Source organism: Streptomyces sp. NPDC028907 (assembly GCF_055564995.1).
This window is the reverse complement of record NZ_JBVHVE010000007.1, coordinates 363,330-380,904: the sequence shown is the minus strand read 5'-3', so window position 1 is coordinate 380,904 and position 17,575 is coordinate 363,330. Positions and strand designations below refer to the sequence as shown.

General features: G+C 70.1%; 18 protein-coding genes. 1 reads left to right on the top strand and 17 read right to left on the bottom strand.

Annotation, left to right across the window (positions count from 1 at the left end; translation table 11 throughout):
- Positions 1-96: 96 nt before the first annotated feature.
- Complete coding sequence (gene pyrR / locus ACZ4UU_RS23895) at positions 97-666, bottom strand: bifunctional pyr operon transcriptional regulator/uracil phosphoribosyltransferase PyrR (protein ID WP_370255842.1); 570 nt, start codon at positions 664-666, stop codon at positions 97-99.
- Between the two features lie 253 nt (positions 667-919).
- Here pyrR and bldD point away from each other — a divergent pair, with 253 nt between their 5' ends.
- Positions 920-1,423, top strand: coding sequence for a transcriptional regulator BldD (gene bldD, locus ACZ4UU_RS23890; protein ID WP_062722566.1), 504 nt, complete (start codon positions 920-922; stop codon positions 1,421-1,423).
- A gap of 175 nt (positions 1,424-1,598) precedes the next feature.
- On the opposite strand, the gene nusB is transcribed toward bldD, so the two are convergent.
- The 16 genes from nusB to ACZ4UU_RS23810 all read right to left on the bottom strand — a co-directional run bounded on the left by nusB (position 1,599) and on the right by ACZ4UU_RS23810 (position 17,553).
- On the bottom strand, positions 1,599-2,033 hold the full coding sequence (gene nusB / locus ACZ4UU_RS23885) for a transcription antitermination factor NusB (protein WP_471905398.1): 435 nt from the start codon (positions 2,031-2,033) through the stop codon (positions 1,599-1,601).
- A gap of 2 nt (positions 2,034-2,035) precedes the next feature.
- Positions 2,036-2,602, bottom strand: a complete 567-nt coding sequence (efp, locus tag ACZ4UU_RS23880; RefSeq protein ID WP_030048852.1) for an elongation factor P — start codon at positions 2,600-2,602, stop codon at positions 2,036-2,038.
- A gap of 143 nt (positions 2,603-2,745) precedes the next feature.
- On the bottom strand, positions 2,746-3,852 hold the full coding sequence (locus ACZ4UU_RS23875) for an aminopeptidase P family protein (RefSeq protein WP_471905397.1): 1,107 nt from the start codon (positions 3,850-3,852) through the stop codon (positions 2,746-2,748).
- A 190-nt stretch (positions 3,853-4,042) separates the two neighbouring features.
- On the bottom strand, positions 4,043-4,915 hold the full coding sequence (locus tag ACZ4UU_RS23870) for a Pro-rich N-terminal domain-containing protein (RefSeq protein WP_471905396.1): 873 nt from the start codon (positions 4,913-4,915) through the stop codon (positions 4,043-4,045).
- 169 nt (positions 4,916-5,084) lie between these two features.
- Entirely contained in the window at positions 5,085-6,176 is a 1,092-nt protein-coding gene (aroB, locus tag ACZ4UU_RS23865) for a 3-dehydroquinate synthase (RefSeq protein ID WP_471905395.1), read from the bottom strand.
- The gene (locus ACZ4UU_RS23860; protein WP_471905490.1) at positions 6,173-6,655 is read right to left on the bottom strand and encodes a shikimate kinase; all 483 of its coding nucleotides are present in this window, start codon (positions 6,653-6,655) and stop codon (positions 6,173-6,175) included. The genes aroB and ACZ4UU_RS23860 overlap by 4 nt, the downstream gene beginning before the upstream one ends.
- A gap of 32 nt (positions 6,656-6,687) precedes the next feature.
- Positions 6,688-7,872, bottom strand: coding sequence for a chorismate synthase (gene aroC, locus ACZ4UU_RS23855; RefSeq protein WP_471905394.1), 1,185 nt, complete (start codon positions 7,870-7,872; stop codon positions 6,688-6,690).
- Positions 7,873-8,056: 184 nt separating this feature from the next.
- Positions 8,057-8,398 (bottom strand): hypothetical protein, encoded by a 342-nt coding sequence (locus ACZ4UU_RS23850; RefSeq protein WP_471905393.1) that lies wholly within the window; start codon positions 8,396-8,398, stop codon positions 8,057-8,059.
- 50 nt (positions 8,399-8,448) lie between these two features.
- Positions 8,449-9,288, bottom strand: a complete 840-nt coding sequence (locus ACZ4UU_RS23845) for a shikimate dehydrogenase (protein ID WP_471905392.1) — start codon at positions 9,286-9,288, stop codon at positions 8,449-8,451.
- Entirely contained in the window at positions 9,269-11,014 is a 1,746-nt protein-coding gene (gene mltG / locus ACZ4UU_RS23840) for an endolytic transglycosylase MltG (protein WP_471905391.1), read from the bottom strand. The genes ACZ4UU_RS23845 and mltG overlap by 20 nt, the downstream gene beginning before the upstream one ends.
- Before the next feature lie 124 nt (positions 11,015-11,138).
- Positions 11,139-11,603, bottom strand: a complete 465-nt coding sequence (ruvX, locus tag ACZ4UU_RS23835) for a Holliday junction resolvase RuvX (RefSeq protein WP_471905489.1) — start codon at positions 11,601-11,603, stop codon at positions 11,139-11,141.
- A gap of 35 nt (positions 11,604-11,638) precedes the next feature.
- Complete coding sequence (alaS, locus tag ACZ4UU_RS23830) at positions 11,639-14,311, bottom strand: alanine--tRNA ligase (protein ID WP_471905390.1); 2,673 nt, start codon at positions 14,309-14,311, stop codon at positions 11,639-11,641.
- Positions 14,311-14,661, bottom strand: a complete 351-nt coding sequence (locus ACZ4UU_RS23825) for a hypothetical protein (protein WP_471905389.1) — start codon at positions 14,659-14,661, stop codon at positions 14,311-14,313. The genes alaS and ACZ4UU_RS23825 overlap by 1 nt, the downstream gene beginning before the upstream one ends.
- Before the next feature lie 8 nt (positions 14,662-14,669).
- Positions 14,670-15,116 (bottom strand): DUF948 domain-containing protein, encoded by a 447-nt coding sequence (locus ACZ4UU_RS23820; RefSeq protein ID WP_383459031.1) that lies wholly within the window; start codon positions 15,114-15,116, stop codon positions 14,670-14,672.
- Positions 15,117-15,289: 173 nt separating this feature from the next.
- Entirely contained in the window at positions 15,290-15,904 is a 615-nt protein-coding gene (gene rpsD, locus ACZ4UU_RS23815; protein ID WP_062674288.1) for a 30S ribosomal protein S4, read from the bottom strand.
- Positions 15,905-16,197: 293 nt separating this feature from the next.
- Positions 16,198-17,553 carry a replication-associated recombination protein A gene (locus ACZ4UU_RS23810; RefSeq protein WP_471905388.1) on the bottom strand — a complete coding sequence of 452 codons (1,356 nt, stop codon included), beginning with the start codon at positions 17,551-17,553 and terminating at the stop codon, positions 16,198-16,200.
- Positions 17,554-17,575: the final 22 nt, after the last annotated feature.

Genomic DNA, 17,575 nt, shown 5'->3' with positions numbered 1-17,575 from the left:
CTCCGTAAGGCAGTTCAGTCAGGAGAATTCGGGTGGCACGCGCGCGTGGAGGCGCGCCGAGCGGGCGTACGGCGGGGCGCCGTACACCCTCGCGTGCTACTGGGGCTGCTTCGCACCGAGCAGCACGGTGTCGCGACCGTCCTCCTCGGCGAGCTGGACCTTGACCGTCTCCCGCAACGACGTGGGGAGGTTCTTGCCGACGTAGTCGGCGCGGATGGGCAGTTCGCGGTGGCCTCTGTCGACGAGGACCGCGAGCTGCACCGCACGGGGGCGCCCGATGTCGTTCAGGGCGTCGAGGGCGGCGCGGATGGTGCGGCCGGAGAAGAGGACGTCGTCGACGAGGACGACGAGGCGGCCGTCGATGCCGTCGCCGGGGATCTCGGTGCGGGCCAGCGCACGCGGTGGGTGCATGCGCAGGTCGTCGCGGTACATGGTGATGTCGAGCGAGCCGACCGGGATCTTGCGCTCGGTGATCTGCTCGAGCTTGGCGGCGAGCCGCTGGGCGAGGAAGACGCCGCGGGTCGGAATGCCGAGGAGCACCACGTCGTCGGCGCCCTTGGCGCGTTCGACGATCTCGTGTGCGATGCGGGTCAACACCCGCGCGATGTCAGGGCCTTCGAGAACGGGCCGGGCGTCGGACGCTTGCGTGTCCTGCTGGCTGTCCATACGAAAGGGACCTCCTTCTCCGCCTCACGGGACGGACCTTAAAGGACGTCTGGTTTGCGCCATCCACCGTAGCAGGCCGCCGACCCGCTCCCGTTCACCCACTTGGCCTAATCGGTCACCGATAGCACGGAAGAGTCGGTGTGGACCATTCGGCTTGACGCGCCAGAGTAACGCTGCGTAACCTCACAGTGAGTTACCAACCGCGCGGCATGGAACCCAAGCCAGTCGCGTCGACCCAGTGCCGGGGAGCTATATGTCCAGCGAATACGCCAAACAGCTCGGGGCCAAGCTCCGGGCCATCCGCACCCAGCAGGGCCTTTCTCTTCACGGTGTCGAGGAGAAGTCCCAGGGACGCTGGAAGGCCGTTGTGGTCGGTTCGTACGAGCGCGGCGACCGCGCCGTGACCGTGCAGCGCCTCGCCGAGTTGGCGGATTTCTACGGCGTTCCGGTGCAGGAGCTGCTTCCGGGCACCACGCCCGGCGGCGCCGCCGAGCCGCCGCCGAAGCTGGTCCTGGACCTGGAGCGCCTGGCCCACGTCCCGGCCGAGAAGGCGGGTCCGCTGCAGCGGTACGCCGCGACGATCCAGTCGCAGCGCGGTGACTACAACGGCAAGGTGCTCTCGATCCGCCAGGACGACCTGCGCACACTCGCCGTCATCTACGACCAGTCGCCCTCGGTCCTCACCGAGCAGCTGATCAGCTGGGGTGTGCTGGACGCGGACGCGCGGCGCGCGGTCTCCCACGCCGAGGAGGGCTGAGCCCTCTCCCACGGGTTGAGGCCCTTCAGCAGAAACGTGCCGCCGGGGTGGCCGGAACTTTGCGGTTCCGGCCACCCCGGCGGCGTTCTGTGGGCCTGGGCAGGACCGGATGTACCGGAATGCCGGAGGGCCCGCAGCAGGGATGCTGCGGGCCCTCCGGCGTTCTTCGGAACCTTTACGCCTCGTCGCGGCGCAGGGAGGGCTTCAGCTCCTTGAGCCGGCCGAGCAGGCCGTTGACGAACGACGGAGACTCGTCCGTGGAGAACTCCTTCGCCAGCTGCACCATCTCGTCCAGCACGACCGCGTCCGGAGTCTCGTCGACCCAGATCAGCTCGTACGCGCCGAGGCGCAGGATGTTGCGGTCCACGACCGGCATCCGGTCGAGCGTCCAGCCGACCGAGTACTGGGCGATCAGCTCGTCGATCCGCTTCGCGTGTGCCGCGTAGCCCTCGACGAGCTGCATCGTGTACTCGCTCACCGGCGGCTGCCGGGTGTCGGTCCGGGAGAGCCGGACCCAGTCCGCGAGGACCGTCAGGACGTCGACGCCGCGCTGGTCGCCCTCGAAGAGGATCTGGAAGGCGCGCTTGCGGGCCGTGTTGCGGGCAGCCACGGTTAGCTGTTCACCCGGCCGAGGTAGTCGCTCGTGCGGGTGTCGACCTTGATCTTCTCACCGGTGGTGATGAAGAGCGGGACCTGGATCTGGTGGCCGGTCTCCAGCGTGGCGGGCTTGGTGCCACCGGTGGAGCGGTCGCCCTGGACGCCCGGCTCGGTCTCCTGGATGACCAGCTCGACGGCGGCGGGCAGCTCGACGAAGAGCACCTCGCCCTCGTGCTGGGCGACGGTGGCGGTGAAGCCCTCGATCAGGAAGTTCGCGGCGTCGCCGACGGCCTTGCGGTCGACCATCAGCTGGTCGTAGGTCTCCATGTCCATGAAGACGAAGTAGTCGCCGTCCATGTAGGAGAACTGCATGTCGCGCTTGTCGACAGTGGCCGTCTCGACCTTGACGCCGGCGTTGAACGTCTTGTCGACGACCTTGCCGGAGAGCACGTTCTTGAGCTTGGTGCGCACGAAGGCCGGGCCCTTGCCGGGCTTGACGTGCTGGAACTCGACGACGGACCAGAGCTGGCCGCCTTCGAGCTTGAGCACCATGCCGTTCTTGAGGTCGTTCGTGGAAGCCACGGTTGCGGAATCTCCTGGACTGACGTGGACGACCCCGGCGCACGCACTCCGAGCGGCGCCGGGAAAGTGCGGGTGCGTTCCCACGTCGCGGCGAGAGTGCCTGCCGGGCGGCGTGGGGACGTGCCTGGACTTCCCTGGGGTCGCTAGAGCGCGAGCAGCTCCTTGGTCGTGATGGTGAGTAGCTCGGGTCCGCCGTCCGCCTCGGGGCGGACGACGAGCGTGTCATCGATCCGGACACCACCCCGGCCCGGGAGGTGGACCCCCGGTTCGACGGTGACCGGCACGCAAGCGTCCAGTTTACCCATGGCCGCGGGAGCCAACTGCGGGTCCTCGTCGATTTCGAGTCCCACACCGTGCCCCGTCAGGGCCGGAAGCCCCTGCGCGTACCCCGCGGAGTCCAGCACCTGGCGTGCCGCGCGGTCCACATCACGGTAGGCGGCGCCCGGCACCAGCGACTCCCGTCCGGCGCGCTGGGCGGCGAAGACCAGGTCGTACAGCTCGATCTGCCAGTCGGCGGGCGACGTACCGATGACGAACGTACGGCCGATCTCGCACCGGTAGCCGCGGTACGTGGCCCCCAGGCAGACGGAGAGGAAGTCGCCCTCCTCCACACGGCGGTCGGTCGGGCGGTGCGCTCGTCGGCCGGCGTTCGGGCCGGTGGCGACGGAGGTGGGGAAGGCCGGGCCGTCGGCGCCGTGATCGACGAGGCGGCGTTCGAGTTCGAGGGCGAGGTGGCGTTCGGTGCGGCCGACGAGGATGGATTCGAGCAGCTCCCCGAGGGCCTGGTCGGCGATCTCCGCGCCGATCCTGAGGCAGGAGATCTCCTCCTCGTCCTTGACCACTCGGAGCTGCTCGACAGCGCCACCGAGGTCGGCGAGGCGCAGTCGCGGCACGACCGAGCGGATGGCTCGGTGGCGGGCCACGGTGAGGTGGTGTTCCTCCACGGCGAGACAGACCCCGCCCTGCGCCGCGGCGAGGTCGGCCGCGGCCACGGCGGGGTCCCCTCCTGGGCCGGGGAGGGCGTGGATCCGCAGTGCCTCGTCGGGGCGGCCCTCGCTGGGGCGGTCGTCGGGCGGGCCGGCGCACACGAGCAGGTCTTCGGTCTTGCCGAGGAGCAGCACGGAGCCCTGCGGGGCGGCGCCCGCGAGGTAGCGGACGTTGGCGGGGCGGGAGATCAGCGCGGTGGCGCTGCCGCTGGCTTGGCAGCGGTCCCTCAGCCGGGATCGGCGGGTGGCGTACACCTCTGACATGACCCGAGCGTAAGAGCTCCGCTCGGTTGGCGCCGGTTGGGGGCGTCTGAGTGGGGTGTCCTGATATGTGCGGGTTGGTGAGTGCTGTTCGGGGCGGGAGGGTGGAGTTCGAGGTTGTGTGCCGTCTGACGGTGAGTGGGGGTTGCTCGCGCAGTTCCCCGCGCCCCTTGGGGTGCTTCTGCTTGGGCGGCTACCAGGCCGGGGGGCTGGCGATGGAGCGGGAGAGGACGTCGTTGAGGACCTGGGCTGTTTGGGGGACGTCGAGTTGGGAGTTGTCGATGATGGGGAGGCCCGAGCCGTACCAGCCGGCCATGCGGCCGTGGATGCGGGCGACCTCCTCGTCGGTGAGGCGGCGGTTGCCCGAGCGTTCGGCGTTGCGCTCCAGGACGATCTCCAGGCCGGGGAGGAGGACGACCGGGAGGAGGCCGGGCCCCACGTGGCGCTTCCAGCCGCCGAGGCCCACCACCGGGCGGTCGGGGAAGACAGCGTCGTCGAGGATGCACGAGATGCCGTTGGCCAGGAAGTTGCGCGCGGCGAAACCGCAGGTGCGGCGGGCGAGGCGGTACTGGGCCTCGGAGTGGTCGTTCCACCCGGACTGGGGGTCGGCGAAGCCCGAGCGGACCCATTCGCGGACGTCGTCGAGGCTGATGTGGGCCGTGGGGACCCGGCGGTGGTCCGCCCAGTACTTGGCGACGCTCGTCTTGCCGGCCCCGGCCGGGCCGATGAGCAGGACCGCGAGGGTCGTGGCGGCGGGGTCGGGTGCCGCGGTGGCGGGCGGGGCGCTCGGCATGCCTACCGGGCCGCCGGGCGGCAGCGGTACGTGACCGGTGGTCTCGGGCGCGGGCGCCGGCGGCACGTGGGCGTGCTGCGGGGTGGGCGCGGCCGGGCCGGGAGGGGTGAAGCCCGGTGCCGGGGGCGGCGGGGCGGATCCCTGGCGCGGGGCCTGTGGGGCAGGGCCCTGATGCGTGCCCGGGTGATGCGGACCCGGGTGTTGTGCGGCCGGCGTCCAGCCGTGCCCCGACTGGTGGGGCGGCGGCAGCGGAGAACCCACTGCATGCTGCATCCGGTGCCACTCCGTCTCGTCTTCCATGGCCATTGGCGCTGGCAGCAGGGTGTGAACCCCGCTCGCTACCGAACGGTACCGCCCCCGGCCGCCGTTTGGTGAACGGCCGGTGGCGGTCCGAAGTGCCCATCGCCACAGGCGAATCGGATGGAAGGGTGGTTCGGTGGACTTACTGGCCGACTTCGCCGTACGCGGCGAGCAGAACGGCCGGGTCCGGCCCCTCCAGGACGGTCGGCTTGGCCAGGCCGTCCAGCACGATGAAGCGCAGCAGGTTGCCGCGGGACTTCTTGTCGACCTTCATGGTCTCCAGCAGCTTGGGCCACTGGTCGTAGCGGTAGTGGAGGGGGAGGCCGACCGATTCGAGGATCGTGCGGTGCCGGTCGGCCGTCGCGTCGTCCAATCGCCCGGCGAGACGGCCCAGCTCGGCGGCGAAGTGCATGCCGACGGAGACCGCGGCGCCGTGCCGCCACTTGTAGCGCTCGTTCTTCTCGATGGCGTGGCCGAGGGTGTGGCCGTAGTTGAGGATCTCGCGCAGGCCGGACTCCTTCAGGTCCGAGGAGACGACCTCGGCCTTGACCCGGATGGAGCGCTCGATCAGCTCGGCCGTGTGTGGGCCTGCCGGGGTGCGGGCGGCCTCGGGGTCGGACTCGATGAGCTCCAGGATCGCCGGGTCGGCGATGAAACCGGCCTTGATGATCTCGGCGAGCCCGGAGACGTAGTCGTTGACCGGGAGGGAGTCCAGCGCGGCCAGGTCGCAGAGCACACCGGCCGGCGGGTGGAAGGCGCCGACGAGGTTCTTGCCCTCGGCGGTGTTGATGCCGGTCTTGCCGCCGACGGCCGCGTCGACCATGGCGAGCACGGTCGTCGGTACGGCGATCCAGCGCACCCCGCGCAGCCACGTCGCGGCCACGAACCCGGCGAGGTCGGTGGTCGCGCCGCCCCCGACGCCCACGACGACGTCGGTGCGGGTGAACCCGGACTGCCCGAGCGCCTTCCAGCAGTAGGCGGCGACCTCGGCGGTCTTGGCCTCCTCGGCGTTGGGCACCTGGATGGCGACCGCCTCGTAGCCCTGCTCGGCGAGGTCGGCCCGCAGCGCCTCGCCGGTCTCGGCCAGCGCCTCGGGGTGCAGGACGGCGACCCGCTGGGCCTTGCCACCGATCAACCCGCCCAGCTCGCCCAGGAGTTGACGGCCCACCAGGACCTCGTAGGGCTCGCTGCCCGCGGTGCCGCCGACCTGGATCCGCGTCACTGCCTCGCTCATGCTTCCTTCAACTCCAGTGCGTCCAGGGCGGCTTGGGTGACTTCTTCGGGGGTGCGGCCGTCGGTGGCCACGACCGCCGTGGCCACGCCCTCGTACAGATGACGGCGCGCCTCCATCAGCTCGCGCCACTGCTTGCGCGGGTTCACCGCGAGCAGCGGACGGGCGGCGTTGAGGCCGGTGCGCTTGACCGCCTCCTCGACGTCCATCGACAGGTACGCCACCCGCTGCCCGGCCAGCAGCGCACGCGTGTCCTCGTCGAGGATCGCGCCGCCACCGAGGGCCAGAACCCCGTCGTGCTCGGCGAGCGCCCGGCGCACCGCCTGCTTCTCGATCGCGCGGAAGGCGGCCTCGCCCTCGTCGACGAAGATCTCGGCGATCGACCGGCCCTGCTCGGCCACGATGTCGTCGTCGGTGTCCCGGTAGACCACGCCGAGCCGCTCGGCCAGCAGCTGCCCGACGGTGGACTTGCCCACGCCCATGGGACCGACCAGGACGACCACGGGTGCTGGGCTCACCGGATGGCCAGGTTGTCGAGGTACGACTGGACGTTGCGGCGGGTCTCGGCCACCGAGTCGCCGCCGAACTTCTCCGCCACCGCGTCCGCGAGCACCAGGGCCACCATCGCCTCGGCGACGATACCGGCGGCCGGGACCGCGGACACGTCCGAGCGCTGGTGGTGGGCCTGCGCCGCCTCGCCGGTGGTGACGTCCACCGTCTGCAGGGCGCGCGGCACGGTCGCGATCGGCTTCATCGCGGCTCGGACGCGCAGCAGCTCACCGGTGGTGAGGCCGCCCTCGGTGCCACCGGAACGGCCGGAGACGCGGCGGATGCCCTCGGGCGTGCTCACGATCTCGTCGTGTGCCTTGGAGCCGGGCACGCGGGCGAGTTCGAAGCCGTCGCCGAGTTCGACGCCCTTGATCGCCTGGATGCCCATGAGGGCACCGGCGAGGCGGGCGTCCAGCTTGCGGTCCCAGTGCACGTGCGAGCCGAGGCCCACCGGGACGCCGTAGGCGAGCACCTCGACCACACCGCCGAGGGTGTCGCCGTCCTTGTGGGCCTGGTCGACCTCCGCGACCATCGCCTTCGACGCGTCGGCGTCGAGGCAGCGCAGCGGGTCGGCGTCCAGCTTCTCGACGTCGGCCGGCGTCGGATACACCCCGGCCGGGGCCTTCACGGAGCACAGCTCGACGACATGGCTGACGATCTCGACGCCGGCCGTCTCCTTCAGGTACGACCGGGCCACCGCGCCCAGCGCCACCCGGGCCGCCGTCTCACGGGCCGAGGCGCGCTCCAGGATGGGCCGGGCCTCGTCGAAGCCGTACTTCTGCATGCCGGCGAGGTCGGCGTGGCCGGGACGGGGCCGGGTCAGCGGGGCGTTGCGGGCGAGACCCGCGAGGATCTCGGGGTCGATCGGGTCGGCCGCCATGACCTGTTCCCACTTGGGCCACTCGGTGTTGCCCACCATGATCGCGACCGGGGAGCCGAGGGTGAGGCCGTGCCGGACACCGCCGAGGAAGGTGACCTCGTCACGCTCGAACTTCATGCGCGCGCCGCGTCCATAACCGAGCCGGCGCCGGGCCAGGTGGTCCGCCACCATCTCCGTGGTGATCGGCACGCCGGCGGGAAGGCCCTCCAGCGTCGCCACGAGTGCGGGACCGTGGGACTCCCCCGCGGTCAGCCAGCGCAACCTGCTCAACGGTGCTCCTCAGTGCTCGCGCCCTGGTACTGCCCTGCGTACGCACGTCCTCGCGTACGGCGACGGCGCGACCAGGTGCGCGGCCCCGGCCCGCCACCTTCGATCCTCCCACGTCCGGGCCCGGTCCCCGGCCGCCGGTCCACCAAGCGGACGGTGGTATGACGGCACCGGACCCCGGAAGGGATCACGCCGGGCCGTTGCCCTGACGCCGCTGCGGCGCGTACGCGCCGAGGAAATCGGCTCCGCTCGGCTGCTGCCCGGGCTGCGGCGCGGCCTGCTGGGGAGCGTACGGCCCCAGGTAGTCGGCGCCCCGCCCCTGCCCGTGCTGCGCCGTCACCTGGAGTGCCGCTCCCGCGCGGGCCGCACGCCGACGGTCGATCCTGCGCTTCATCTTGAGGCCCCATGACCCGACGACGAGCAGCACGATCAGGACCAGCACGGGGATCTGCACCCAGTCCGGCATGAACTGCAGGACGACCTGGAATATCTCGCCCTTGCCGGACGCCAACGGCACACCGGTGGACACGTGTGGTACTCCCCCTCGTTGTTCTCCGCCCCCTGCAAACCCAGCGGATCCTAGCGGGCCGCGAGAGCGCGCTCCCCCGCTTTTCGCATGGCCTCGACGGGCGCGGGAGCACGGCCGGTCATCTGCTCCACCTGGAGCACCGCCTGGTGCACCAGCAGGTCGAGCCCGCTGACGACGGCGCCGCCGTACATGGACCAGCGCGCCGCGAGGGCGGTCGGCCAGGGGTCGTAGAGCACGTCGAACAGGGTGACGGGCCGCTCCGGTACGGCCGCGGCGAGGGCGTCCGTCGTACCGGCCGGGGTGGTCGCGATCACCAACGGGGCGCGCAGTGCCCGGTCCGCCTCGGCCCAGTCAGCCGTACGGATCTCGACTTCGAGGCGCTCGCCCCACTGCCGCATCTCGGCGGCGCGGGCCTCGCTGCGTACGTACGCCACGACCTCACCGGTGCAGACGCGCGCGAGCGCGGCCAGCGCGGAGGACGCCGTGGCGCCCGCGCCGAGGATGGCGGCCGAGTCGACCTGTTCGATGCCGCGCTCGCGCAGCGCGGCGACCATCCCGGGGATGTCGGTGTTGTCGCCGACGCGCCGGCCGTCCTCGCCGAGGACGACGGTGTTGACCGCTTCGACGGAGGCCGCCGTCTCGCTGATCTCGTCGAGCAGCGGGATGACGGCCCGTTTGAGCGGCATGGTCAACGACAAGCCGGCCCACTCCGGCCCGAGTTCCTTGAGGAACCCGGGCAGCGCGGCCTCGTCGATCTCGAACCGGTCGTACGACCAGCCCGTGAGCCCGAGCTCCTCGTAGGCGGCGCGGTGCAGCACCGGGGAGAGGGAGTGGGCGATGGGCGAACCGAGAACGGCGGCCCGGCGGGCGTCAGTTGCCCCTGCTCTCATTGAACTTGTCCTTGAGCTTCAGGAAATCGTCGTGGGTTTTGGCGAATTCTGTCTTGTTCACGCCGTCGGTCGCCACGAAGTAGTACCAGCCCTGGTTCGTCGGATTCAGCGTGCCCTTCAAGGCGCCATCGCCCGGGTTGTCGATGGGGCCGGGCGGCAGACCCTTCTGCGTGTACGTGTTGTACGGGTCCTGGTTGCTCTTGATCTCCGACTCGCTGATGTCGATGTTGCTCTGACCCTTCAGGTAATTGAAGGTCGAGTCGAACTGCAGGGCTCCGTAGGTCTCGGGGTTCGCGAGGTCGAGGCGGTTGTAGACCACCTCCGCCATCTTGCGGTAGTCGTCGTCGGTCTTGCCCTCGGCCTGGACGAGGCTGGCGACCGTGAGGACCTGCAGCGGGTTCTCCAGCTTGAGTTCCTTGGCCTTGGCCTCCAGATCGAGCGCCTCGTACTTGTCGGCGGCCTGGGTCACCATTTCCTTCAGGACCGCTTCCGGCTTCATGCCCTTGGCCGCGGGATAGGTACCCGGATAGAGGAAGCCCTCCAGCGGGTCCTTGATCTCGCTGTTGCTGTTCGCCCAGCTCGGAAGGCCGAGGCTCTTGTAATTCTTCTCCGCGGCCTTCTCGGTGGCACCGGCCGACAATTCCAGCTTCTCGTCGATCGCCTTGTAGACGCTCGCATTGCGCTCGCCGGGCCTGACCAGCACATTGTTCTGGCTCTCGGGGCTGAGCATCATCTCGACGGCGGCGGCTGCGGACATCTGCTTCTTCAGCAGATAGGCGCCTGCCTGGATCTTGTCCCCATTTTCGTTCTGCTGCTGGGCGGCGACGAACGCGTCGACGCTCTTCACCACGCCGGCGGCCTTCAGCTTCTGACCGATCTCGGATCCGAACGCGCCTTTGGGGATCTCGACGGTCACCGTCTCGCTCGTGCCGTCACCCGCGTAGTCGGGCGCGTCGCCGAAACGATCCTGGTAAAACTGATATCCGAAATATCCAACTCCGGCGACGCCTCCGCCGAAGATCAGCACGACCATCAGACAGGCCATCCCGCTGCGCCGTTTCTTGGGCTTCCCGCCCCGGCCCTTGCGGTCACCGCGGCCGCGGCCGCCTCCCGACCCGTCGTCGGAGTCGTCCTCGTCATCGTCGCCGCCACCGGCGAAGAAGGCATGTTCGCCCTGGTCGGGGCCGGGGTCCCAGTCGGTCTGGGGCGGCTCCGGCTCGGCCTGCCGACGGCTCGGCGGCTCCGGCGGCGGATACGCCTCGGGCGTGCCGTAGTAGTCGGGCTGCTCACCGCCGTACCCCGCGGGCTGCTGCCCGTAGGGGTCCGCGGGGTCGGGGTACTGGACGTGTCCCTGGGCGCCGTTGGCCCAGCCGTTCTGGTCGTACGACTGCTGGCCCTGGCCCGCGTACTGCTGCTGTTCGTACTGCTGCTGTTCGTACTGCTGGGCGTACTGCTGGCCCTGCTCCGGGTACTGCTGACCCTGCTGCTGGTACTGCTGCGCCTGACCGTATGCGGCCTGCTGGCCGTTGCCCCAGTCGCCGTAGTGCTGCGGCTGCTGCGGCTGCTGCTCCGGATAGTGCTGCGGCTGGCCGCCGTAGGCAGCCTGCTGGCCCGTGTGGGCCTGCTGGCCCGTGTGGGCCTGCTGCCCTTCCCATCCGCCGTCCCCGAACAACGGGTCCTCCGGATGCCACGGTTCGGAGCCTGGGCCCCGGCCATACTCAGTCATCGATCCCCTAGAGCCGCGAGGCGGCGGTCACGCGGCTGCTGAAGATCCGGTTCCCGTCCCGCCTCTCTTTGTGCGCCGGCTGTTCGAACACCGGTACATCGCGCGGAACGTTACCGTATCGCGATCAGATAACCACTTCGACGCTCTCTCCGGGTGCTTTACCTGACACCCGTTCGGATTCGAGCGCCTGCTGCAAAATGATCACAGCGGCCGCCTGGTCGATCACCGACCGACCCTTCTTCGACTTCACCCCCGAGGCACGCAGTCCCTGACTGGCCGCCACGGTCGTCATCCGCTCATCCACGAGCCTGACCGGTACGGGCGCGATCATGCGTGCCAGTTCCTGGGCGAAGCCCCTGACCTTGACGGCGGCCGGGCCCTCGCCTCCCTTGAGGGAGCGCGGCAGACCGACGACGACCTCGATCGGCTCGTACTCCTCGACGAGTTGCCGGAGGCGGCGGTGAGCTGCGGGGACGTCCCGGCCCGGGACCGTCTCCACCGGGGTGGCGAGGATCCCGTCGGGGTCGCACGAGGCGACGCCGATACGGGCGTCGCCGACGTCGATCGCGAGGCGGCGGCCCCGGCGGATGCCCGGGCCGCCGCCACCTGCGAGTGTGCTGTCGCTCACTTGGCCGTTTCCGTCACGAGCCGCTCGACGGCGTCGACGGCCTCGCCGACGGCGGCCGGGTTCTGGCCGCCGCCCTGGGCGACGTCCGGCTTGCCGCCACCGCCGCCGCCGAGGGTCTTGGCGGCGGTGCGGACCAGGTCACCGGCCTTGAGGCCACGCTCGCGGGCGGCCTCGTTGGTGGCGATGACCGTGAGCGGCTTGCCGTTGTTGACCGTGAACAGGGCGACCACGGCGGCGCGTCCGCCCTGGATGCGGCCGCGCACGTCGAGGACCAGCTTGCGCAGGTCGTCGGCCGTGGTGCCGTCCGGGACCTGGCCGGTGACGACGGCGATGCCGCGGACGTCCTTGGCGGACTCGGCGAGACCGGCGGCGGCCTGGAGCACCTTCTCGGCGCGGAACTTCTCGATCTCCTTCTCGGCGTCCTTCAGCTTGCCGAGCATGGCGGAGACCTTCTCCGGGAGCTCCTCCGGGCGGCCCTTGATCAGCTCCTGGAGCTGGGCGACGACCGTGTGCTCACGGGCGAGGAAGTTGTAGGCGTCCACGCCGACCAGTGCCTCGATACGGCGGACACCCGAGCCGATCGACGACTCGCCGAGCAGCTTGACCAGGCCGAGCTGGGCGGTGTTGTGCACGTGCGTGCCGCCGCACAGTTCCTTGGAGAAGTCGCCGATGGTCACCACCCGGACCCGCTCGCCGTACTTCTCGCCGAACTCGGCGATGGCGCCCTGCTTCTTGGCCTCGTCGATGCCCATGACCTCGGCGTGCACGTCCAGGTCGCGGGCGAGCACTTCGTTGATCTTCTGCTCGACGTCGGTCATCACGGCCGTCGGAACGGCGGACGGCGAGCCGAAGTCGAAGCGGAAGCGGCCGGGCTGGTTCTCGGAACCGGCCTGGGCGGCCGTCGGGCCGAGGGCGTCGCGCAGCGCCTGGTGGGTGAGGTGCGTGGCCGAGTGGGCGCGGGCGATGGCCCGGCGGCGCAGCGAGTCGATGGAGGCGTGGGCCTTGGCACCGACCGTCACCTCGCCGACCTGGACGACACCCTTGTGGACGTAGACGCCCGGGACCGGCTTCTGGCAGTCGCGGACCTCGATGACGGCACCGGTGTCGACCTTGATCCGGCCGGTGTCGCCGATCTGACCGCCGCCCTCGGCGTAGAACGGGGTGCGGTCGAGGACGATCTCGACCTCGTCGCCCTCGGTGGCGGCCGGGGAGGAGGCACCGTCGACGAGGATGCCGACGACGGTGGACTCGCCCTCGGTGTCGCTGTAGCCGATGAAGTCGGTCTCGCCGACCTTGTCGGCGATCTCCCGGTAGGCGCCGGCGCCGGCGTGGCCGGTCTTCTTGGCCTGGGCGTCGGCCTTGGCGCGCTCCCGCTGCTCCTTCATCAGGCGGCGGAAGCCGTCCTCGTCCACGGACAGGCCCTGCTCGGCGGCCATCTCCAGGGTGAGGTCGATCGGGAAGCCCCAGGTGTCGTGGAGCAGGAACGCCTTGTCGCCGGCCAGCACGGTCGAGCCCGCGGCCTTGGTGTCGGAGACGGCCGTGTCGAGGATGTTGGTGCCGGCCTTCAGCGTCTTGAGGAAGGCGTTCTCCTCGGCGAGGGCGACCTTCTCGATGCGCTCGCGGTCGGTGATCAGCTCGGGGTACTGCTGGCCCATCATGCCGATCACGACGTCGATGAGGTCCTTGACGACCGGGCCGGTGGCGCCGAGCAGGCGCATGTTGCGGATGGCGCGGCGCATGATGCGGCGCAGGACGTAGCCACGGCCCTCGTTGCCGGGCGTGACGCCGTCGCCGATGAGCATCACGGATGTACGCATGTGGTCGGTGACCACGCGCAGGGACACGTCCGAGGCGTGGGCGTCGCCGTACGCGACACCCGTCAGCTCGGTGGCCTTCTTGATGACGGCCATGGAGGTGTCGATCTCGTACATGTTCTGCACGCCCTGCAGAATCATGGCGAGGCGCTCCAGGCCGAGGCCCGTGTCGATGTTCTTGCTCGGGAGCTCGCCGAGGATCTCGAAGTTGTCCTTGCCGACGCCCGCGCCGCGCTCGTACTGCATGAAGACGAGGTTCCAGATCTCCACGTACCGCTCGTCGTTGACGGCGGGACCGCCCTCGACGCCGAACTCGGGGCCACGGTCGTAGTTGATCTCGGAACAGGGGCCGCAGGGGCCCGGGACGCCCATGGACCAGTAGTTGTCCTTCATGCCGAGGCGCTGGATGCGCTCCTTCGGCACGCCGACGACCTCGTGCCAGATGCGCTCGGCCTCGTCGTCGTCCTTGTAGACGGTGATCCAGAGCTTCTCCGGCTCCAGGCCGTAACCACCCTTGTCCTGGGGGCTGGTGAGCAGCTCCCAGGCGAGCTTGATGGCGCCTTCCTTGAAGTAGTCGCCGAAGGAGAAGTTGCCGCACATCTGGAAGAATGTGCCGTGCCGGGTGGTCTTTCCGACCTCTTCGATGTCCGGCGTGCGCACGCACTTCTGGACGCTGGTGGCGCGGTCGAAGGGCGGCTTGACCTCGCCCAGGAAGTAGGGCTTGAAGGGCACCATGCCGGCCGGGACGAGGAGCAGAGTCGGGTCGTCCGCGATGAGCGACGCCGAAGGGACGACGGTGTGCCCGCGCTCCTCGAAGAAGCTCAGCCAGCGGCGGCGAATCTCGGCCGACTCCATCAGTGGTCCTCGTTTCGGTTGTACGAGTACGTCGTCCTGTCGACGTACTTCGGGTTGTTGCGGTTCTCGATGGCGGCGAACCGCCGGGGTGCGGGGAGTTCCTGGTCGACGGGGGCGTTGAGCCCGAGCGCGTCGCCCAGTTCCTCCTCGCGCTGGGCCATGTTGTCGCGGACGTCGAGCGCGAAGCCCACCGCGCGGTCCTTGAGCCGGTGACCCGCCTCGATCGCCTTGTTCGTCGCGGTCGCGGCGAGGCTCTCGGGGGTCAGCTGCTTCAGCTTCCGGTTGACCTTGGTGGTGGCCCACACACCGGCGGCGACGCCCGTGGTGAACCAGAACGTACGGCGGAACATGCTGGGTCTCAGTCCCTCTTTCCGCGGAGGTTTCGCTTGTCCCGTCGCGCGGCCGGAACCGTGCGGCCCACGATCACGGTACGCCGGGCCTCTTTGGCGGGCACGTCGTCCTTGCGGCCGCCGAGGGCCCGGCGCACGCCGTAGCCGAAGGCCGCGACCTTGACGAGGGGGCCGCCGAAGGTGGAGGCGACGGTGGTCGACAGGGCGGAGGCGTTCGAGGTGACCTCCTGGACGTCGGAGGCGATCGCGTCGACCCGGTCGATCTGGGTCTGTGCGGAGCGCACCGCCGTGGAGGCCTCTGCCAGGAGCGGGACGGCCTGGTCGGTCACGTCCGCGACGAGCTTGGTGGTCGCCTTGAGCGTCTGGGCCAGCCTCGCCAGCGCGACGGCGAGGAAGGAGACCAGAATCGCCCAGAAGACGGCCACCAGGATCCCGGCAACCTCTCCACCGGACACCTGGCACCTACTTCCTGCTCTTTGGAGAAATCAATAGTGCACGCTGAGCCTATCGCGCTGGACCCGGCGCTTCGCACCGCATTACGCGCACGCGAAAGCCCGCCGCCCCGCCCACCCGGAAGGGGCGGCGAGACGACGGGCTCAGGCGCGGAAGTCCTACGACCGTCGAAGGATCAACGGGCGTAGTACTCGACGACGAGCTGCTCGTCGCAGATCACCGGGATCTCCTTGCGGTTCGGCTCACGGTCCAGGCGGAACGCCAGGGCCTTGAGGTTCACCTGGAGGTAGCGCGGGGTCTCACCCTCGGGGGCGAAGCCGCCCTCACGGGCGATGGAGAAGAGGGTCTTCTCGCGGCTGCGCTCGCGGACCATCACGACGTCATCGGGCTTGACGCGGAAGGACGGCTTGTCGACCTTCTGGCCGTTGACCTCGATGTGGCCGTGCACGACCATCTGACGGGCCTGGTAGATGGTGCGGGCGATGCCCGAACGCAGGACCAGGGCGTCGAGACGGCGCTCGAGCTCGATGATCAGGGCCTCACCGGTCTTGCCCTGAACCTTGGAGGCACGCTCGTAGGCGCGGACGAGCTGGCGCTCGGACACGTCGTACTGCGCACGCAGACGCTGCTTCTCCAGCAGACGGACCTTGTAGTCCGAGTTCTGCTTGCGGCCACGGCCGTGCTCACCCGGCGGGTAGGGACGGGCCTCGAAGTACTTGACGGCCTTCGGGGTCAGCGCGATACCGAGGGCACGCGACTTCTTGACCTTGGGGCGGGACTGGTTCGCCACGATCTCTCATTTCTCAGTGTTCGGCTTGTCAGGGTTGAGGGAGGTCGCATCCGCAGCCGGGGAAACCCTTCGCGCCCTGGTGGGCGTGACGGGCAGCCGCTCCCTGGTCTGGGCACATACGTGCAGCACGCGAGTGACCCACCGACCGGTCTCCCCCTGGGGTGAGTGGTGGTGGGTTGCCCGCGACACCATTCGAACGGTGCGCGACGCTCCTGGAACCCGCTGGGGGTTCCGGCTGACCGTCCCGTTCTGACAGCACGGGACACAGCACTTCGGGGAAGTTTACAGGGTGCTCAGGACCGCTTGCGACCGAGGTGTTTCCTGGTCCACTCCACGGCGTCCGCGTACCTCGCCTCCGATCCGTGCCGGGTCGGGGTGTAGTACTCGCGGTCCTTGAGGGCGTCCGGCGCGTACTGCTGGTCGGCGATGCCCTCGGGCAGGTCGTGCGGATACACGTACCCCTGTGCGTGCCCGAGCTTGGCGGCGCCCTTGTAGTGCCCGTCGCGCAGGTGGGGCGGGACAGGTCCGGCCAGTCCCTTGCGTACGTCCTCCAGGGCTGCGCCGATCGCGGTCGTCGCGGCGTTGGACTTCGGCGCGAGCGCGAGGGCGATGGTGGCGTGGCTGAGGGTGAGGGCGGCCTCGGGGAAGCCGATCATGGCGACGGCCTGGGCGGCGGCGACCGCGATCGGCAGGGCGTTGGGGTCGGCGAGGCCGATGTCCTCGCTGGCGGAGATCATCAGGCGGCGGGCGATGAAGCGGGGGTCCTCGCCGGCCTCGATCATGCGGGCCAGGTAGTGCAGGGCGGCGTCGACGTCGGAACCGCGGATGGATTTGATGAGCGCGCTGGCCACGTCGTAGTGCTGGTCGCCGTCGCGGTCGTACTTGACCGCCGCCCGGTCGACGGTCTGCTCCAGCGTCGCGAGGCTGATCTCGCTCTCGCCCTGGTCCAGGGCGGCCCCGGCCGCTGCCTCCAGGGCCGTCAGGGCGCGGCGGGCGTCACCGCCGGCGATCCGCAGCAGGTGCTCCTCGGTGTCCTCGGGGAGGCCGACGGCGTTGTTCAGGCCGCGCTCGTCGCTCAGCGCCCGCTTCAGCAGGCCTCTGATGTCGTCCTCGGTGAGGGGTTCGAGGGTGAGCAGGAGGGAGCGGGACAGCAGGGGGGAGATGACCGAGAAGTACGGGTTCTCGGTGGTCGCCGCGATCAGGGTGACCCAGCGGTTCTCGACGGCCGGGAGGAGGGAGTCCTGCTGGGCCTTGCTGAAGCGGTGGATCTCGTCGAGGAAGAGGACGGTCTCCTTGCCGTAGCCGCCGGTGGCGCGGCGGGCGCCGTCGATGACCGCGCGGACCTCCTTGACGCCGGCGGTGATGGCGGAGAGCTCGACGAAGCGCTTGTTGGTGGCCTTGGAGACGACGTACGCCAAGGTGGTCTTGCCGGTGCCGGGCGGGCCCCAGAGGATCACCGAGGACGGTCCGGCGGGGCCGCCGCCGGACTCGCCGACCAGCCTGCGCAGGGGCGAGCCCGGCTTCAGCAGGTGCTGCTGGCCCACGACCTCGTCCAGGGTGCGCGGGCGCATGCGCACCGCCAGGGGACTCCCAGCGGGGTCCTTCTCCTGGCGTTCTTCTGCTGCGGCGGTGAACAGGTCGGGCTCCACGCTGAAACCCTAAATCACCGCA

Excerpts from the sequence above, each read along its gene's own strand:
- ACZ4UU_RS23845 (WP_471905392.1), bottom strand. The coding sequence starts at position 9,288 with ATGAGAGCAGGGGCAACTGACGCCCGCCGGGCCGCCGTTCTCGGTTCG.
- ACZ4UU_RS23860 (WP_471905490.1), bottom strand. The coding sequence starts at position 6,655 with ATGGGCGTGGGCAAGTCCACCGTCGGGCAGCTGCTGGCCGAGCGGCTC.
- aroB (WP_471905395.1), bottom strand. The coding sequence starts at position 6,176 with ATGAGCGAGGCAGTGACGCGGATCCAGGTCGGCGGCACCGCGGGCAGC.
- ACZ4UU_RS23825 (WP_471905389.1), bottom strand. The coding sequence starts at position 14,661 with ATGTTCCGCCGTACGTTCTGGTTCACCACGGGCGTCGCCGCCGGTGTG.
- alaS (WP_471905390.1), bottom strand. The coding sequence starts at position 14,311 with ATGGAGTCGGCCGAGATTCGCCGCCGCTGGCTGAGCTTCTTCGAGGAG.
- bldD (WP_062722566.1), top strand. The coding sequence starts at position 920 with ATGTCCAGCGAATACGCCAAACAGCTCGGGGCCAAGCTCCGGGCCATC.
- ACZ4UU_RS23870 (WP_471905396.1), bottom strand. The coding sequence starts at position 4,915 with ATGCAGCATGCAGTGGGTTCTCCGCTGCCGCCGCCCCACCAGTCGGGG.
- ACZ4UU_RS23875 (WP_471905397.1), bottom strand. The coding sequence starts at position 3,852 with ATGTCAGAGGTGTACGCCACCCGCCGATCCCGGCTGAGGGACCGCTGC.
- mltG (WP_471905391.1), bottom strand. The coding sequence starts at position 11,014 with ATGACTGAGTATGGCCGGGGCCCAGGCTCCGAACCGTGGCATCCGGAG.
- pyrR (WP_370255842.1), bottom strand. The coding sequence starts at position 666 with ATGGACAGCCAGCAGGACACGCAAGCGTCCGACGCCCGGCCCGTTCTC.